The organism is Streptomyces sp. NPDC001920 (genome assembly GCF_053594495.1).
Window position 1 is genome coordinate 375710 of record NZ_JBSFEP010000006.1, and the last position, 16712, is coordinate 392421.

13 protein-coding genes are annotated in these 16712 nt (G+C 73.1%); 6 read left to right on the forward strand and 7 right to left on the reverse strand.

What is annotated here, in order from left to right:
* Positions 1 to 3: 3 nt before the first annotated feature.
* Together metG and ACWCPI_RS13240 are read right to left on the reverse strand one after the other, a co-directional pair.
* Positions 4 to 1725: a methionine--tRNA ligase gene (gene metG / locus ACWCPI_RS13235; protein ID WP_451038198.1), complete on the reverse strand. Its 1722-nt coding sequence runs from the start codon at positions 1723 to 1725 to the stop codon at positions 4 to 6.
* Positions 1726 to 1908: 183 nt separating this feature from the next.
* Positions 1909 to 3513 (reverse strand): VWA domain-containing protein, encoded by a 1605-nt coding sequence (locus tag ACWCPI_RS13240; RefSeq protein WP_451038199.1) that lies wholly within the window; start codon positions 3511 to 3513, stop codon positions 1909 to 1911.
* Between the two features lie 286 nt (positions 3514 to 3799).
* Between ACWCPI_RS13240 and ACWCPI_RS13245 the strand changes: the two genes are divergently transcribed.
* Positions 3800 to 5875, forward strand: a complete 2076-nt coding sequence (locus ACWCPI_RS13245) for a PhoX family protein (protein WP_451038200.1) — start codon at positions 3800 to 3802, stop codon at positions 5873 to 5875.
* Between the two features lie 14 nt (positions 5876 to 5889).
* Here the strand turns inward: ACWCPI_RS13245 and ACWCPI_RS13250 are convergent, their stop codons facing one another.
* Complete coding sequence (locus tag ACWCPI_RS13250; protein ID WP_451038201.1) at positions 5890 to 6834, reverse strand: LysR substrate-binding domain-containing protein; 945 nt, start codon at positions 6832 to 6834, stop codon at positions 5890 to 5892.
* Between the two features lie 175 nt (positions 6835 to 7009).
* On the opposite strand from ACWCPI_RS13250, the gene snpA reads away from it, so the two are divergent.
* Positions 7010 to 7690 (forward strand): snapalysin, encoded by a 681-nt coding sequence (gene snpA / locus ACWCPI_RS13255; RefSeq protein WP_451038202.1) that lies wholly within the window; start codon positions 7010 to 7012, stop codon positions 7688 to 7690.
* Between the two features lie 73 nt (positions 7691 to 7763).
* Here the strand turns inward: snpA and ACWCPI_RS13260 are convergent, their stop codons facing one another.
* Both ACWCPI_RS13260 and ACWCPI_RS13265 read right to left on the reverse strand, forming a co-directional pair.
* A complete protein-coding gene (locus ACWCPI_RS13260; RefSeq protein WP_451038203.1) occupies positions 7764 to 8753 on the reverse strand; it encodes an endonuclease/exonuclease/phosphatase family protein in 990 nt (329 codons plus the stop codon).
* A gap of 126 nt (positions 8754 to 8879) precedes the next feature.
* A complete protein-coding gene (locus ACWCPI_RS13265; RefSeq protein ID WP_451038204.1) occupies positions 8880 to 9659 on the reverse strand; it encodes an alpha/beta fold hydrolase in 780 nt (259 codons plus the stop codon).
* 88 nt (positions 9660 to 9747) lie between these two features.
* On the opposite strand from ACWCPI_RS13265, the gene ACWCPI_RS13270 reads away from it, so the two are divergent.
* Positions 9748 to 11067, forward strand: coding sequence for an aminotransferase-like domain-containing protein (locus ACWCPI_RS13270; protein WP_451038205.1), 1320 nt, complete (start codon positions 9748 to 9750; stop codon positions 11065 to 11067).
* On the opposite strand, the gene ACWCPI_RS13275 is transcribed toward ACWCPI_RS13270, so the two are convergent.
* Positions 10982 to 11902, reverse strand: coding sequence for a hypothetical protein (locus ACWCPI_RS13275; RefSeq protein ID WP_451038206.1), 921 nt, complete (start codon positions 11900 to 11902; stop codon positions 10982 to 10984). The genes ACWCPI_RS13270 and ACWCPI_RS13275 overlap by 86 nt on opposite strands.
* A gap of 222 nt (positions 11903 to 12124) precedes the next feature.
* Positions 12125 to 12604, reverse strand: coding sequence for a hypothetical protein (locus tag ACWCPI_RS13280; protein ID WP_451038207.1), 480 nt, complete (start codon positions 12602 to 12604; stop codon positions 12125 to 12127).
* Positions 12605 to 12724: 120 nt separating this feature from the next.
* Between ACWCPI_RS13280 and ACWCPI_RS13285 the strand changes: the two genes are divergently transcribed.
* The 3 genes from ACWCPI_RS13285 to ACWCPI_RS13295 all read left to right on the forward strand — a co-directional run bounded on the left by ACWCPI_RS13285 (position 12725) and on the right by ACWCPI_RS13295 (position 16569).
* Positions 12725 to 13951: a PP2C family protein-serine/threonine phosphatase gene (locus ACWCPI_RS13285; protein WP_451038208.1), complete on the forward strand. Its 1227-nt coding sequence runs from the start codon at positions 12725 to 12727 to the stop codon at positions 13949 to 13951.
* A gap of 69 nt (positions 13952 to 14020) precedes the next feature.
* The gene (locus ACWCPI_RS13290; protein ID WP_451038209.1) at positions 14021 to 15751 is read left to right on the forward strand and encodes a hypothetical protein; all 1731 of its coding nucleotides are present in this window, start codon (positions 14021 to 14023) and stop codon (positions 15749 to 15751) included.
* 242 nt (positions 15752 to 15993) lie between these two features.
* The gene (locus ACWCPI_RS13295; RefSeq protein WP_451038210.1) at positions 15994 to 16569 is read left to right on the forward strand and encodes a tellurite resistance TerB family protein; all 576 of its coding nucleotides are present in this window, start codon (positions 15994 to 15996) and stop codon (positions 16567 to 16569) included.
* The last annotated feature ends 143 nt before the right edge of the window (positions 16570 to 16712 follow it).

The window sequence follows — 16712 nt, forward strand, 5'->3', positions numbered from 1 at the left end:
GAGCTATGCCGGTGCCGGCTCGCCGCCGAAGCGCTCCTTGTACGTCTCCAGGTCCTCGTCCGTCAGCTTGGCGAAGAGGACCGGCGGGACCGTGAAGGGGGTGCCGGCGGGGACGGAGGTGAGGGAGCGGGCCTCGTCCGCGCTCACCCAGGTCGCCGTGTCGTCCTTGAGCGCGAACGCCTGGCGCATGGCGGCCGCCGTCGTCGGGATGAAGGGCTCCGAGACCACCGCGTAGAGGTGGATCAGGTTCATCGCCGTACGGAGGGTGAGGGCGGCGGCGTCCTTGTCGGTCTTGATCTCCAGCCAGGGGGCCTTCTCCTCCAGGTAGGAGTTGCCCGCGGACCACAGGGCGCGCAGGGCCGAGGCGGCCTTGCGGAACTGGAGGGTCTCCATGTGCTGCTCGTACTCGGCGAGCAGCTCGGCGATCTGCTCGCCCAGCCTCGTCTCCGCCTCACCGGCCTCGGCGCCCGCCGGGACCTCCTCGCCGAAGCGCTTCTTCGAGAAGGACAGGACGCGGTTGACGAAGTTGCCGAGCGTGTCGGCCAGGTCCTTGTTGACCGTCGCCGTGAAGTGCTCCCAGGTGAAGGACGAGTCGTCCGACTCCGGGGCGTTGGCGATCAGGAAGTAGCGCCAGTAGTCGGCGGGGAGGATCTCCAGGGCCTGGTCGGTGAAGACGCCGCGCTTCTGGGAGGTGGAGAACTTGCCGCCGTAGTACGTCAGCCAGTTGAAGGCCTTGACGAAGTCGACCTTCTTCCACGGCTCGCGGATGCCGAGCTCGGTGGCCGGGAACATCACGGTGTGGAAGGGGACGTTGTCCTTCGCCATGAACTGCGTGTAGCGGACGTCGGTGTCGACGTCGTACCACCACGACTTCCAGTCGCGGTTGGCCGGGTCCTGGTCCGACCACTCCTTCGTCGCGCCGAGGTACTCGATCGGGGCGTCGAACCAGACGTAGAAGACCTTGCCCTCGGCCGCCAGCTCCGGCCAGGTGTCCGCGGGGACCGGGACGCCCCAGTCCAGGTCGCGGGTGATGGCGCGGTCGTGCAGGCCCTCCGTCAGCCACTTGTGGGCGATGGAGGACGCCAGGTGCGGCCAGACGCCGTCGTGCCGGGCGACCCACTCCATGACCTCGCGCTGGAGCTTGGACTGGAGGAGGAAGAGGTGCTTGGTCTCGCGGACCTCCAGGTCCGTCGAGCCGGAGATCGCGCTGCGGGGCTCGATCAGGTCCGTGGGGTCGAGGACGCGGGTGCAGTTCTCGCACTGGTCGCCGCGGGCCTTGTCGTAGCCGCAGTGGGGGCAGGTGCCCTCGACGTAGCGGTCCGGCAGGAAGCGGCCGTCTGCGGGCGAGTACACCTGGCGGATGGCGCGCTCTTCGATGAAGCCGTTCTCGTTGAGCTTGCGGGCGAAGTGCTGGGTGATCTCGACGTTCTGCGGGCTGGAGCTGCGGCCGAAGTAGTCGAAGGCCAGCGCGAAGCCGTCGTAGACCGCCTTCTGGGCGTCGTGCGCCTGCGCGCAGAAGTCCGCCACGGGCAGGCCCTGCTCCTTCGCGGCCAGCTCGGCCGGGGTGCCGTGCTCGTCCGTCGCGCAGATGTAGAGGACGTCGTGGCCGCGCTGGCGGAGGTACCTGGAGTACACGTCCGCCGGGAGCATGGACCCCACCATGTTGCCCAGGTGCTTGATTCCGTTGATGTACGGAAGGGCGCTGGTGATGAGGTGTCGAGCCATCGCGGGCTGCTCCCAAGTCGCTACGTGGGGTGACGGGCGCCGGGTCTCGGGGCGTCTGTCGTCGTATTCGAACCTTGAAATCGTAGCCGACATGGGTGGGCCGCCCGCTTCCCGTTCTGAGGGGTGGGCGGGCGGCCGCGGTCGGGGTGGTGGCGGGAGGGCCGGTGGGGCCGCCCGGTGGGGCTACGGGCGCCAGTTCGCGAGGATGCCCTCGTAGAGCTGCTTGTCGGTCAGCTCCAGCGGGGCCTCGCCCGCCATGAAGTGGGCGGTGTTGCCCGTCTTGAGCTTGCGGAGGTAGTCGAAGGCCTTCTGCTCGGGGTCACCGAAGGCGACGAAGGAGAAGAACACGGAGGGGTGGTTCTTGGCGGCCTCGGTGAGGGCCTGGGTGGCGGGGGTCTTGGCGTCGGGGGCGCCGTCGGTCTGGAAGACCACGAGGGCGGGGGTGTCGGGGGCCGTCTTGTGGTGGTGGGCGACGACTTCCTCGACGGCCACGTGGTAGCTGGTACGGCCCATGCGGCCGAGGCCCGCGTGCAGCTCGTCGATCTTGTTCTCGTGCTCGGTGAGGGTGAGCTCGCCGGTGCCGTCGAGTTCGGTGGAGAAGAAGACGACGTGGACCTTGGGGGCTGCGGCCTCGGGGTCGAGGTGGGCGGCGAGGGCGAGGGTCTGGTCGCCGAGGGCCTGGGCGGAGCCGTCCTTGTAGTACGGGCGCATGGAGGCCGAGCGGTCCAGGACGAGGTAGACCTTGGCCCGGGTGCCGGTCAGGTCGTGCTTCTTGAGGGCGGCGGCCGCGGCGCGGTGGGCTGTGCGCAGGGTGCGGGGGATGGGGGGCGTGGCGGCCTCGGCTTCGCCTTCGGCCTGGGTGTTCCCACCCGCACCACCCGTGCGGCTCTCGTCGTCGGCCGCGGGTGCCTCCTGGGGGGCGTCCTCGCCGTCGGCGGCCGCGGGTACCTCCGCGGTCGGCTCGGGCGAGGAGGTCTGGGCGGCGGCGGGCGCCTCGGCGAGCGGCTCCTCCGCCGCCGGTGCCTCGGCGGCGGGCTCGGCCTTGGCGGGCTCCTCGGCCACCGGCTCCTCGACCACCGCCGTCTCCGCGGCGGGCTCGGCCTTGGCGGGCTCCTCCGCGGCAGGCGTCTCGGCCACCGGCTCCTCGGTGACCGGCGCCTCCCCGGCGGGCTCGGCCTGGGCCGGTACCTCGGCGGCGGGCTCGGTCTTGGCGGGAGTCTCCGCGACCGGCTCCTCGTCAGCGGGCTCCTCGGCGGCAGGGGCTTCATCGGCGGGCTTCTGCGCCACCGGCTCCTCGACCACCGGCTCCTCGACCACCGGCTCCTCGATCACCGGCTCCTCGACCACCGCCGTCTCCGCGGCCGGCTCGGCCTTGGCAGGCTCCTCCGCGGCCGGCTCAGGCTTGGCGGGCTCCTCCGCGGCGGGCTCGGTCTCCACGGCGGGCTCGGCCTCCGCGGCCGGCTTCTCCGCGGACGGCGTCGGCTTCTCCGTGGCCGGAACCTCACCCTGCGTCTCCACCGGCTGAGCCGGCTTGGGGACCGCGACGTTGTCGAAAGCGGCCGAGACCAGCTCGTGCTCCCCGTCCTCCGGATCATCCGGCGTCGTGGGGGCAGCCGGCTCCGACGTCCGCGGCTCCGGCACCGGGGCGGTGGCCGTGGGCTGGGGCTCCGGGGACGGGGAGGGGACGGTCGGCTGCGGTTCCGGCGAAGGAGTCGCACCCTCTGCTTCGGCGGTACGCCCCTTGCGTGACCGGCCCAACGCGTTCCGCAGGAGAGTGAGAATGCCCATGTGCGCAACCCTTCGCGTGAGTTGATGCCCGTAGATCCCTGGCCAGGACGGACACGTAAGGTTAGCGGCCCCGGAAGGCGATCTTGGGGAGGGGCGGGCACGGAGGCCCCCGTACGTCAAGGACCGCATCGCGCCGAACCCGGGTGAGGACTCGGCCGCGGGCTCAACTCCCGTACGGCCACATCTGGTTCACCTGCCGTTCATGCAGCCGCTCCGCTACCGCACAGACGTGCCCCTAGCGTCCCTCACGCTGCACTTCATGGGGAAGCAGGGAGAAAGACACACCATGCGCATTCCGTTGCCGATCATCAGCACGAACAATGACTCGCACCACGGCGGCCGGGCCGCCCTGACCTGCCGGTTCCGGTGTGGTGACGCCTGCTTCCACGAGGTGCCCAATACCACCACGAACCCGTACGTAGGCGACGTCATAGCCGACGCCGTCAGCCGCCGTACGACGCTGCGCGCCGCCGCCGTCGTCACCGCTGCCGCCGCCGTGGGCGCCTCCGCCACCGTCGCCGCGCCGGAGGCGAAGGCCGCCGGGGGCGCCGCCGGGGAGGCGGAGCAGGGGCGTCACGCGCAGGGCGCGCGCGGGCTGCGCTTCCCGCCCGTCGCACCCAACACCGCCGATACGGTGACGATCCCGGACGGTTACGCGCAGAACATCGTCATCCGCTGGGGCGATCCCATTCTGCGCGGCGCGCCCGCCTTCGACCCGGACAAGCAGACGGCCGAGGCGCAGTCCAAGCAGTTCGGGTACAACAACGACTTCCTCGCCCTGCTCCCGCTGCCGGGCGAGCGCAACCGGCAGATCCTCGTCGCGAACCACGAGTACACCGACGAGGTGCTCATGTTCCGCGGGTACGACGCCGCCAACCCGACCCGGCAGCAGGTCGAGGTCGCGTGGGCCGCTCACGGCCTGTCCGCCGTCGTCGTCGAGGGCGACCGCCGCAGCGGGAAGCTCACGCCCGTGCCCCGGCATCCGCTCAACCGCCGGGTGACCGCCACGACCGAGTTCAAGGTCACCGGGCCGGCCGCCGGCTCCGAGCTGCTGAAGACCTCCGCCGACCCGACCGGCACCAAGGTCCTCGGCACCCTCAACAACTGCTCCGGCGGTGTCACCCCGTGGGGCACCACGCTGCACGGCGAGGAGAACTTCAACCAGTACTTCGCGAACGCCACCCGGGCGACGGACAAGCGCTACGGGCTCGGGACCGGTGCCAGCGAGCGCAAGTGGGAGAGGTTCGACAAGCGGTTCGACGTCGCCCAGGAGCCGAACGAGCCGCACCGCTTCGGGTACGTCGTCGAGCTCGACCCCTACGACCCGGACTCCAAGCCGCGCAAGCACACCGCGCTCGGCCGCTTCAAGCACGAGGGCGCGACCGTGCGGCTGACCGACGACGGCCGGCCGGTCGTGTACTCCGGTGACGACGAGCGCTTCGACTACTTCTACAAGTTCGTCGGCAGCAAGCGGATGAAGCAGGGGTCGAGCCGGGCCGTGCGCGAGCACAACCTGTCGCTGCTCGACGAGGGGACGCTGTACGTCGCCAAGCTCACCGGTGACTCCCCCGCCATCGAGATCGACGGCACCGGCAAGCTTCCGTCCGACGGCGAGTTCGACGGCAGCGGTGAGTGGATCCCGCTGGCCACGGCGACGGCGAAGGGCGCCGTCTCGCACGTCGAGGGGATGACGGCGCAGGAGGTGTTCGTCTTCACGCGCCTCGCCGGTGACAAGGTGGGCGCCACGAAGATGGACCGGCCCGAGGACATCGAGCCCAACCCGCACACCGGCAAGGTGTACGTCGCCCTCACCAACAACTCCAACCGCGGCAAGACCGGCTTCGCCGCCGCCGACGAGGCCAACCCGCGCAACAGCAACAAGCACGGCCAGGTCCTGGAGCTGACCGAGCGCTGGAACCGGGCCGACAGCAAGAAGTTCGCCTGGAAGCTCTTCCTCGTGGCGGGTGACCCGAACGACCCGGCCACCTACTTCGCCGGGTTCCCGAAGGAGCACGTCTCCCCGATCTCCTGCCCGGACAACGTCGCCTTCGACGCGTACGGCAACCTGTGGATCTCCACCGACGGCAACGCCCTCGGCTTCCACGACGGCCTCTTCGGTGTCGCCACCCGCGGTGACCGGCGCGGTGAGCTCAAGCAGTTCCTGACGATGCCGAAGGGCGCGGAGACCTGCGGCCCGGTCATCCAGGACCGCCGGGTGCTGGTCGCCGTGCAGCACCCGGGCGAGATCGACGGAGCGACGGCCGAGAAGCCGCTGAGCGCCTGGCCCGACGGAGCCGGGAAGCTCAACCGTCCGGCCGTCGTGGCGGTCTGGCGCAAGGACGGCTGCGACATCGGCGTCTGACGGCGGCCGCCCCCTCACGGGATGGCTGGGACCGGCGGCTGCCGCTCACCGTCGTGTTCCAGCCACTCCCGGTACGCAGGGGACCGCCGGGCCACCTCCCCGTACGCCTCCGCCAGCGCGGGATAGGCGCCGTCCAGGTCCGTCTCCGTACGGGCCGCGAGGAGCAGGCGTACCCCGAGCGGGTCGCCACGCAGTCGCCGTACGGCCATCTCGGCGCTGGAGGCGTGGGTCGGCTGGCAGACGGTGACCACCTCACCGGTGGCGACCAGGGCGCCGGCCGTGTGGTAGTCGCCGTGCAGGACATGGGGGCTGACGCCGGCCGCGCGGAACATGCGCTGCACGGCGTCCCACTCGCCGTCGACGGTGGGGTCGACCATCCAGCGGTCGCCGGCCAGGTCCCGCAGGTCGACCTCGGGTTCGGCCGCCGCCGGGTGGTCGGCCGGCAGGGACACGAACTGCGGTTCGCGTTCCATCAGCACCCGCAGCCGCAGCTCCGGCGGGATGCGCAGCGGGCAGCCCTCCACCTCGTGCACGAAGGCGACGTCCAGCTGGCCGTCGGCGACCATGCGCAGCAGGGCGTTGGGGGAGACGTTCATGTGGAGGGTCGGGTCCTGGCCCTGGCCGCGCAGTCTGCGCAGCCAGCCCGCCAGGGCCCTGCTGGCCGTCGAGCCGACGCGCAGCCCCGGGCCGCCCGCCGCGGCGGCCCGCGCCTCGGCGACCAGGGCGCGCATGTCGGCCACCAGCGGGCGGGCGCGGCTGAGGACCAGGCGGCCCAGCGGGGTGGGGTGGCAGCCGGCCCGGGTGCGCAGGAACAGCGCGCCGCCGAGCTCCTGCTCGATCCTGCGCAGCTGCGTGCTCAACGAGGGCTGGGCCACACCCAGGTGGCGGGCGGCGCGGTGCAGACTGCCGGTGTCGGCTATGGCGCACAGTGCGCGGAGGTGCCTGACCTCAAGGTCCATGTCCTCGGAGACTAAAGCGGAACCGAGGGTTTCACCAGCCGCACAAACCGCCACGGACTTCTGTGAATTGGGCACGTGATAGGGCGGTGCTATCACCGGTTGCCATCATCACAGCGGGCGCACAGGGGCCGAAACTCACGTGTTGAACGACTCACCCCCCACCCAGGAGTCTTCAATGCGTATGCGTACGTCCCTGTCCGCCCGCACGGCGGCCGTCCTCACCCTCACTCTCACAACGGCCGGGCTGGGCACCGCGGTTCCCGCCGCAGCTGCTCCCGTTCACGCCGGGCACGCCGGGTACGCCGCCGGGTCGGCGGACGCCGAGGCGAGCCGGGCGTTCTTCCAGGCCGTCGTGGAGTCCGTCGCCGAGAAGCGTGCCGCGAACCCGCGCATCAAGGCCGTCACCGTCGTCTACGACGCCTCCGCGGCGCCGACGTTCAGGACGCAGATAGCCCGCAGCACCCAGATATGGAACGGCGCGGTGTCCAACGTCCGGCTCCAGGAGGCGTCGAACGCCGACTTCACCTACCGCGAGGGCAACGACCCGCGCGGCTCCTACGCCTCGACCGACGGGCACGGCAAGGGGTACATCTTCCTCGACCACCGGCAGAACCAGCAGTACGACTCCACCCGGGTCACCACGCACGAGACGGGCCACGTGCTCGGACTGCCCGACCACTACGAAGGCCCGTGCAGCGAGCTGATGTCGGGCGGCGGTCCCGGCCCGTCCTGCACGAACGCCAACCCGGACGCGCGCGAGCGCGCCCGCGTCGACCAGCTGTGGGCCGACGGTCTCGCGGCGGCCATGGACAAGGCCCTGCACAAGGACAAGGCCCTGCACAAGTCCGCGCACTAGTTCCACCGGAACCCACCCCCCACACCCGGCGCGGTCGCCCTCCTGCACAGGGCGGCCGCGCCGACGTGTGCGCTCATCGGCGGGCGTGCAGCGTGACGTCGGTCAGGAGCGCGCGGTGGTCCGTGCCGGGCAGGTCGAGGAAGCGTGTGGCGGCTGCGGAGAAGTCGGCGGAGAGCAGCACATGGTCGATCTGCGCCCCGAGCGTCGGTGCCGTGCGGGCCGGCCAGGTGGGCGTGCGGTCGTGGCCGGTGAGCCGGGCGGCGTCGCGCAGGCCGGTGTCGAGGACGCGGCGGAAGGCGGCGTGGTCCTGGGAGGCGTTGAAGTCCCCGGCGAGGATCAGGGGCGCCCGGCCGGCCCCGGCGGCGAAGTCCCGTAGCCCGTCGAGTTCCCGGCGCCACTGGTCGATCCGGCCGGGCAGCGGCGGCCCGGGGTGGGCGAGCTGGAGTCGTACGGGGTGACCCTCCACGTCGGCGGTCGCACCGGGCATGGCCATGGCGCCGTCGACACCCTCGGCGGGCTCCAGCGGGAAGCGGCTGAGGACGACCGACCCGGCCGAACCGGCGGCGACCCGGGCCACGCGGTGCGGGTACGCGGCACCGAGGGCCTGCCGGAGCGTGGCGTCGCAGGTGTACTCGCACTCCTGGACGAACACGATGTCCGGCCGCTCGCGGCGTACCGCGGCCGCGAGCGCGTCGGTCGCCTGTCCGAACTCGACGTTCGAGGTCAGCACCCGGAACGAGGCGAGCGGGCGTCCGCCCGGCTGCTCGCTCGTCCCGTACGGCTCGATGAACCAGGCCAGCAGCCCCAGCACGACCACGCCCCAGAACAGGCCGGTCCACCAGCGTCCGAGCAGGGAGAGCAGCAGCGCGCACCCGGTGGGGACGAGCAGCCAGGGGAGGAAGGCGAGGAGCTGCGGGACCGGGGTGACGCCGTCGCTGTCGGCGACCCGGCACCCCATCACGACGGTCACGCCGACGAGGAGGAGGGCGGCGAGCCACCGCCCGGCCCGTCGTCGGGGCCTGCCGTCGCGGGAGGCCGTCCACTGGGCAGCCGCAGTCTCCACGTCCCGGCCTTCCGCTCGCGGATGGGATGCCCGCATCCTCTCTCACCGGTGGCGGCGAACGGGCCTGGGCCGTGTCCCGGGCCGTGTCCCGGATCCGAGGGCGCGGTGTGCGGACCGGACGTCGGGTCAGCCGTCGACCCGCGCCAGGAAAGCCCTCAGCGCCTCGTTGAACTCCTCCGGCCGCTCCAGGTTCGGCATGTGCGCCGCCCCCTCGATCACCCGCAGGGTCGAGTCGGGGAGCGCGGCGTGCATCGACTCCGCGTCCGGGACGGGCGTGAAGGCGTCGTCCTCGCCCACGACGACCAGGGCGGGGACCCCGATCCGGGTCAGCAGGTCGCGGTAGTCGGGGCGTTCGGCGCGTCCGCGCAGGGCCGCCGCGGCGCCCTCGGGCGATGTGGCCGTCATCATGCCGTGCACGTGGGCCTTGACCTCGGGGTCTGCGTACGGCGCGACCATCTTCTCCAGCACCTCGTCGGCGTATCCGCGCATCCCCTCGCGCAGCAGCCGGTCCGCCATGGCACCCCGGTCCCGCTTGCCCCGCGCCGTCTCCGGCGCCGCGAAGGTGTCCGCGAGGACGAGGCCCCGTATCCGGTGGGGGAAGCGGTCGTAGCACTCCATGACGATCTGGCCGCCCATCGACAGGCCCGCCAGGACGAAGGTCTCCACCTCCAGATCGTCCAGGAGCGCCTCGATGTCCCCGGCGAAGACGGACAGGGGGGTGACACCGGGGACGACGGGGGAGGCGCCGTAGCCGCGCAGGTCGGGGGCGACGACCCGGCGGGCGCCGGAGAACGCCTCGATCTGCGGGGCCCACATCGTGTGGTCGAAGGGATGGCCGTGGACGAGAACGAGGGGAACCGAGGAGGTGTCGGCGCCTTTGTCCTCGTATGCGAGGAAGGGGCTCATGTGATCGACCCTAGATCGCCCCAATTGCTCGGTGCAATAAGATCTTTGCCCTCGGTGCAATCGGAACGGCCTGGGCGGGAGGCGGCTCGTGGAGGACTATCGGCGGCTCGCCGACCGGATGGCCGACGAGATCGTCTCCGGACGGCTCAAGCCCGGTGAACGGCTGCCGCCGCAGCGGGTGTTCGCACGGCGGCGCGGGATCGCCGCGTCGACCGCGGGACGGGTGTACGCCGAACTCGTACGCCGGGGACTCGTCGTCGGCGAGGTCGGCCGCGGCACCTTCGTACGGGCCGCCCCGGCGGGAACAGGGCAGTCCCTCGTCGAGGCGGCGACCGCCGCGCCGGTCAACCTGGAGCTCAACTACCCCTCCGTTCCCGGCCAGTCGGAGCTGCTCGCCCGCTCGCTCGCACCGCTGCTGCGCCCCGACGTCCTGACCGAGAGCCTCCGCCCGGCCCCGGCCACCGGCACCCCCGAGGCCCGTGAGGCGGCCGCCGCCCTGCTCGCCACGCCCGGCTGGCACCCGGCCCCCGACCGGCTGCTCTTCACCGGCAACGCCCGCCAGGCCGTCGCCGCCACCCTCGCCGCCCTGGTCCGGCCGGGCGGCCGGGTCGGCGCCGAGACGCTGACGTACCCCGTGGTCAAGGAGATCGCCGCCCGACTCGGCATCACCCTGGTGCCGTTGGCCACGGACGGGCAGGGCCCGCTCCCGGAGTCCGTCGCCGCCGCCCACCGCACCGCCCCCCTGTCCGCGCTGTACCTCCAGCCGACCCTGCACAACCCGACGTCGCTGACCACCGGCCCCGAGCGCCGGCGCGTCCTCGCCCGGCTCGCGGCCGACCTGGACATCCCCGTCGTCGAGGACCGCATCTGGTCCTTCCTCACCGACGACGACCCCCTCGCCGTTCACGCGCCCCACCTCACCCACGTCGTGGACGGCCTCTCCAAGCGCGTCGCCCCCGGACTCACGGTCGGCTTCGCCGTCGTGCCCGAGGCACGTGTCGAGGCGGTCGCGGCCGCCGTGCGGTCCGGTGGGTGGAGCGCCGGGCGGTTCGCGCTGGAAGCGGCCGTACGGTGGATCGGGGACGGGACGGTGCGGCGGCTGGTGGCCGCCAAGCGGGCCGACGCGGCCCACCGGCAGCGCGTCCTCGGCGAGGAACTGGGCGGATTCGCCGTACGGTCCGATCCGCGCGCCCCGTTCGCCTGGTGGGAGCTGCCCGCGCCGTGGCGCGCGGACCCCTTCACGGCCGCCGCGTCCGCGCACGGCATCGCGGTGACGCCGGGCCCCGCCTTCGCCGTCGACCCGAGCCGTACCCCGGATGCCGTCAGGCTCGGGCTCGGGTCGGCTCCTGAGCCGGATCTGCGGTGGGCGTTGCGGACGCTCGCCGGCGTCGCGCGTACAGCTCCGTGAGCCGGCAGGCGAGGGCGACCGTCAGGCCGGTGGCGATCAGCAGCCAGGACACCGTGCGCAGGGTCTCGGTCAGGGCGTCGTAGACCGCGCCCGCGGCCGGGCGGTGGGCCGCCTCGGGCAGGTCGGCCAGCGTGAGCCGGCGGGCGACGGCCACGGCGAGGAGCAGGAAGGCGCCGCCGAGGGCCGTGCCCAGCGCGGTCGCCGTGATCGCGCGCCGGCGGCACGCGGCGACCGCGATGCCGGCGGCGGCGAGGACGGCGGCCGAGACGGGCAGCCAGAAACCGGCGACTTCCAGCACGTCGTACCCCTTTCTCAGCCGGTCCAGCTCGTGCGCCGGGAGCACCGGAACCTCGGTGTGCTCGACCGGGATGCGATGCGCGAGCGGCACGTTGTCCTCGGTGAGCCGGCGTTTGACCTGGGCGGTGATCGGAGCCAGGTCCACGGTGACCGCGCGCTCGCGCCCGTCCTGAAGGGCGCTCAGCACGGCGTCGTGGACCGCTGCGTTGCCCGCCTCCCACGCCGTGCGGAAAGCGTCGGTACGGGTGAAGGAGCGCACCGCGTCCCGCACGAAGGGCCGCACGGCGCCGCGCTCGTCGCGGACGTGGAACTCCTCGTCGAGCCGGGGCGCGACCTCCTGCACGATCCCGTCCCCGACGGTGTCGGCCACCGCGCCCTGCACGGCCGGATCCGCGGCGAGCGGCGCCATCGCGGTGACGTACCGCCCGGTGTCCGCCAGCCCGTACGCCACCCAGGCCGCGGGCGCGCCGAACGGCACGAGGAGGCACGACAGCGCGATCAGCGCTGCCGACAGGGCGTTCCGCAGGCGGGTGGGCACCCTCCCAGGCAAAGAGCGGCGGGCCGGGGGCGCCAGCGGTGTGACTGCATACGGCCGCACACATCCGCTCTCCGGTGGAGAGTTCACCCGAACGGGTGTCTCATGGATCAGGAGGGCTCAAAGGGCCCCGCCGAGTGCACGGGAGTGAGGCGAGCGATCGCGTGGGTGGATGAAGGGGAACGGTTCGGCCCCGGCGAGCAGCCGGGGCCGAACCGCGCGCCCTCAGCCGATCCGGCGGCCCTGGGCGTCCTCGTGGGTGTAGTAGCGGTAGAACAGCGCGGCGAAGCAGGCCGCGGCGATCAGGATCCCCAGGAGCGCGGGGCCCAGGACGCTCTCGGTGCTCTGGCTGTACAGGAAGCCGACCGCGCTGCCCGCGAACCCGGCCCACAGCAGCGCGTGCAGCTCGCGCCTCATGTGGGGTGCCAGCATGTGCACGACGAGGTAGAGCGCCGTGAACACGAACGCGGTGACGAAGCCGAAGAGCAGGTTCCAGCCGGTGATCTCCCCGCCGAAACGGCGGTTCGCCGCGCACCAGTAGCCGTACACGAGGCCGAGGACGATCGCCACGGCGACGTTCGCGACACGGTGGGCGCGTGCGCTGAAGACATCGGGCGGGCGGCCGGTGCCGACCGTGGCGGCCGTACCGGTCGTGGTCGCGGCCCGACCGGACCGTCCGCCGGGCACGGGTGCCGCATGAGCCATGAGAGCACTCCTTCCTCCTCGCCCCCGCATCCAGGGCACACCTGCGCCCGCCGCCGGGCAAGTCGTACGGCCCCGCGTACCCGGATGCGGCATGCCGGACGCCGTGTTTCGCTGAGGCTCATGAGGGCCGTCAGCGACGGCGGAGCCGACTCGCTGGGCGGCGGCCGCCGCCCGCAGCTGCTGCGCGTGCGCGGCCGCAGCGTCGCCTGGGTGCCGCCGCTGCTGCTGCTCGTCGGCATCGTGCTGGTCGACTTCCGTACCAGCAGCGACTTCCGGATCCTGTCCTGGATCGTGCTGGTGCCCGGTATCGCCGCCGCGATCTGCGGGGTGTGGGGCACGGCGGTGTTCGCCGTGCTCGCGCCCGCCACGTACGTCGCCGCGGACGCCGCCCTGCCGCACGAGTACCAGGCCGGCCTCCCCGACCTCGTCCTCGCCGGCATCGGTGGCGTCCTCGCCACGCTGGCCTGCGTGGTCCGGGTGCGCGGCGAGCAGCGCATGCTGCACATGCAGGACGTCGCGGAGACCATCCGCCGTACCGTGCTGCGCCCGCTGCCCCCGGGCTGGGGCGGCCTGGACCACGCGGCCGTCTACCTCGCCGCCGACAGCGAGGCCAGGGTCGGCGGCGACTTCTACGACATCCAGACCGGCCTGCACGGCACGCGCGTCATCCTCGGCGACGTCCAGGGCAAGGGACTCGGTGCCGTGGAGGCGGCCGCCGCGCTGCTCGGCACGTTCCGGGAGACCGCCTACCACGAGCCCGACCTGGCGACGGTCGCCCTGCGCCTGGAGGTGCGGATGCAGCGCCACATCCGGATGCGCGCGGCCCTCGGTGGCGCGGAGGAGGACCGGTTCGCCACTGCCGTCCTGCTGGGCTTCCCCGAGGAGCGGTCGGGCGTGCTGGACGCCGTCGTACTCGGTCACGAGACCCCGCTCCTCGTCCGCGCCGGGGGCGTACGGCCGCTGCCGCCCGGCCGCGGCCTGCCCCTCGGCTACGGCGGGCTCGCCCCCGCCGACGGCCCGCCGCCGGTGCTGCACGTACCCCTCGCCCCCGACGACACGCTGCTGCTGACCACGGACGGCGTGACCGAGGCCCGGGACGGCGGCGGCGTTTTCTACCCGCTCGCCGACGAGGTGGCCGCCGCCGTCGCCGCCGATCCGGGCCTCGCACAGCCCCGGCGGCTGGTCGCCTTCGTCCGGGAGAGCACGCTGCGGCACTGCGCCGGTCATCTGGACGACGACACGACCGTGTTCGCCGTCCGGCTCGGGGCCGGTGCGGGGAGTGGCACGGGAGCCCGTGCGAGGGCCGGTGCGGGGAATGGGGACGGAATCGGACGTAAACAGTCTTGAGATCCCGCTTTGCAGCCGCACCGGTTACGGTGCTGCCGTACGTGATCGACGGGGGATGGGGAGGGACCGATGCCCGGAACCGTTCTGCTGCTGGCCGCCGCACCGGCGGGCAAGAGCTGTCTGGTGGACGCCGCTTCCGTGCTCCCCGTCCTGGCCGCCGTACCGCCCGCGGTGCTGTCCGGCGCGGACACCGCCAACGTGGTGGAACTGGCCGACCCCCTGGAACCGCAGGCCGTCCTCACCCGGCTGCGCGCCGCGGCGGCGGCACCGGGCCCGCTGACCGTCTTCGTCACCGGCCAGCTGCAACTCGACCGCCGCCAGCACCTCCCCCACCTCGCGCTGGCCCGGACCACCCCGTCGACCGTCCGCTACACCGGCTTCCCCTGGCACTGGATCCGTGAGGAACTGCGCCTGCGCGCACCGGGTTCCACGTCCCTCCTCCTCGACCTGCACGCCGACGCCGAGACCTGGGAGTGGCTGCGCGCCAACCCCCTCGACTCCGGCCGCAACAACGTGGTGTACGGCCGTGTCGCACCGCCGCCGCAGCGCCGTACGGTGGCGGGGCCCGCGTACATGAAGGCCGTGGCGACCCTCCTTCGCAGCGGCCACCGCCCACCGCTGGACCAGCTGCACCAAGAGGCACTGTCCCGCATCGCCCCCGAGGCGGGCGTGGGCACCGACATCGTCCTGACCGCCCAGAGCGCCCCTCAGCTCCCCCCGCGGCCCCTGCCACAGGCACCGGGCTTCGAGCGGGTCGCTCCGCGGGGGGCGCCGCTCGCGAGGGGGCCCCGGCAGGAGGCGCCGCCGGGCGGGGGGTTCGAGCAGGGCGGGCCACAGGGGGCACCGCTGCCGCCGGAGGTGCCGCCGGGCACGGGCCCGCGCCACGTGGTGCCGAGCCCGAGTCCCCGGCAGAACCACCCGGGGACGGCTGTACCGACGCTCCCGCACCTCCTTCCGCAGAGCCGGCCGCTCCCGGCGGAGGGCTCGCTCCGGGAACCGGTGCCGAGCATGGTGCCGGTGCCGGTGCCGGTGCCGGTGCCGGTGCCGGTGTCGGGTGCCGCGCCGCCGCCTGCGCCGGGTGCCTCGCTGCCTGCGCCGGGTGCGCCGGGTGCCGCGCCGAATCCGGGGCGTGCCGCCCAGGGCCCCATGGACGCAGCGCCGGCCCTCGTGCCGGGTCCGGCTCAGGGCCCCGGTTCGGCGGGGGAGTCCGAGCCGCGGACCACCCGGCTTCCCGCGCTGGATCCGGCGCGTGGCGAGGCGGGTGCGGGGGCGGATTCCGCGCCCGCTGCCGTGCCGGGCGCACCGCACCGCATCCCCCCGGTCCCCACCCGGCCTCCCGCCCCCACGCCGTCGGCGGCGAGCCCTGGGTCCGGTGACCCGCACGCCGCCATCAGCGCTGCTGTGGAAGCGGGGCGGCACGGGGAGGCCGACGCGTTGGCGGCGCATCATGAGCAGGTCGCGCTGCGGGCTCATGGGCATGCCTCCGAGGAGGCGCTGCACTGGATCGAGGTGCGGGCGGATCTGGCGATGCTGGCGGGGGACCCGGTGCGCAGCTGCCGGAGTTGGCTGACCGTCGCCTCGGCCCGGCTCTCCGCCGGGCAGACCCCGGACACGCCCGCCGTGGAGGCCGCCGTGGACCGGGCCCATCATCAGTGGGGGCTGATCCACGACGCCTCGCTCGCGCGGGAGCTGGGCTCCTTCCTGGCGGAGTTGCGCGGCCGGGTGCCAGGGCGTCGGCGGGGCGCCCTGAAGAACGTCCACGAGCGGCTGCGGCAGTTGCAGGTCAGCTCCGGGCGTTGAGGGTGTTGCCGGCCCGCGGCTCCCCAGGGTGTCGTGGGGAACCAGGGCCGGACGGCCGCGGCTGCCGTCGCCCCGTGCCCCGCCCCGCCCGCAGCCTTCGCCAAGGGGAGGCAGTGGCGCCGCAGCGGGCCGGCCGGGTGCCTGCCGTCCGTGTGGTGGACGGCCTCGGGCACCCCGGTGGAACTTCTGACGTGCGGTGGGCGTTGATCCGGATGACCCCGACGAATACCGAGGTGACGTCAATGGCGTTGTTCGACCGGCTCAAGGACCAGGCGAAGAATCTGCAGCAGCAGGTCCAGGGTGGCCACGGAGCGAGTGGTGGGCACGGAGGGCACGGTGGGCACGGCGGCTCCGGGTCCGGCGGCTCGCGGGGCGCTTCACGCGCCCAGCTGGTGGGTCTGCTCAAGACGCAGCTCGGCTCCCTCAAGACCGAGCTGAAGAGCGGGGCGTACCGGGACGCCAGCATGGCGATGTGTGCCCTGGTCGCGGCGGCGGACGGGCATGTGGACCCGGCCGAGCAGCAGCAGATGGAGTCGATGATCCTCAGCAACGACGTGTTGCAGAACTTCCCTCCGGACCAGCTGCGCCAGCGTTTCCACAAGCATGTGGACCTGCTCATGCGCAACTTCCCGCAGGGGAAGGCCGAGGCGATGCAGGAGATCGCCAAGGCCGCGAAGAAGCCCACCGAGGCCCGGGCGGTCATCCAGACCGGCATCGTCATCGCGGGGGCCGACGGCTACGTCTCCCAGGCGGAGCAGACGGTCCTCAGGGAAGCCTGCGCGGCACTGGGCGTCTCGCCGGCCGAGTTCCAGCTCTGACCCGCGCGAGGAGGGGCCTTCGGCTCCCGTGGAACACCTTCTGGCGCGAGGTCGTGTCCGCAAAGTCCCGCCTGCCCCGCGACGCCTGGCACGCACTCTCGCCGCACCGGGCGAAAGCCCACGTACAACCAGTACGAGGGCTT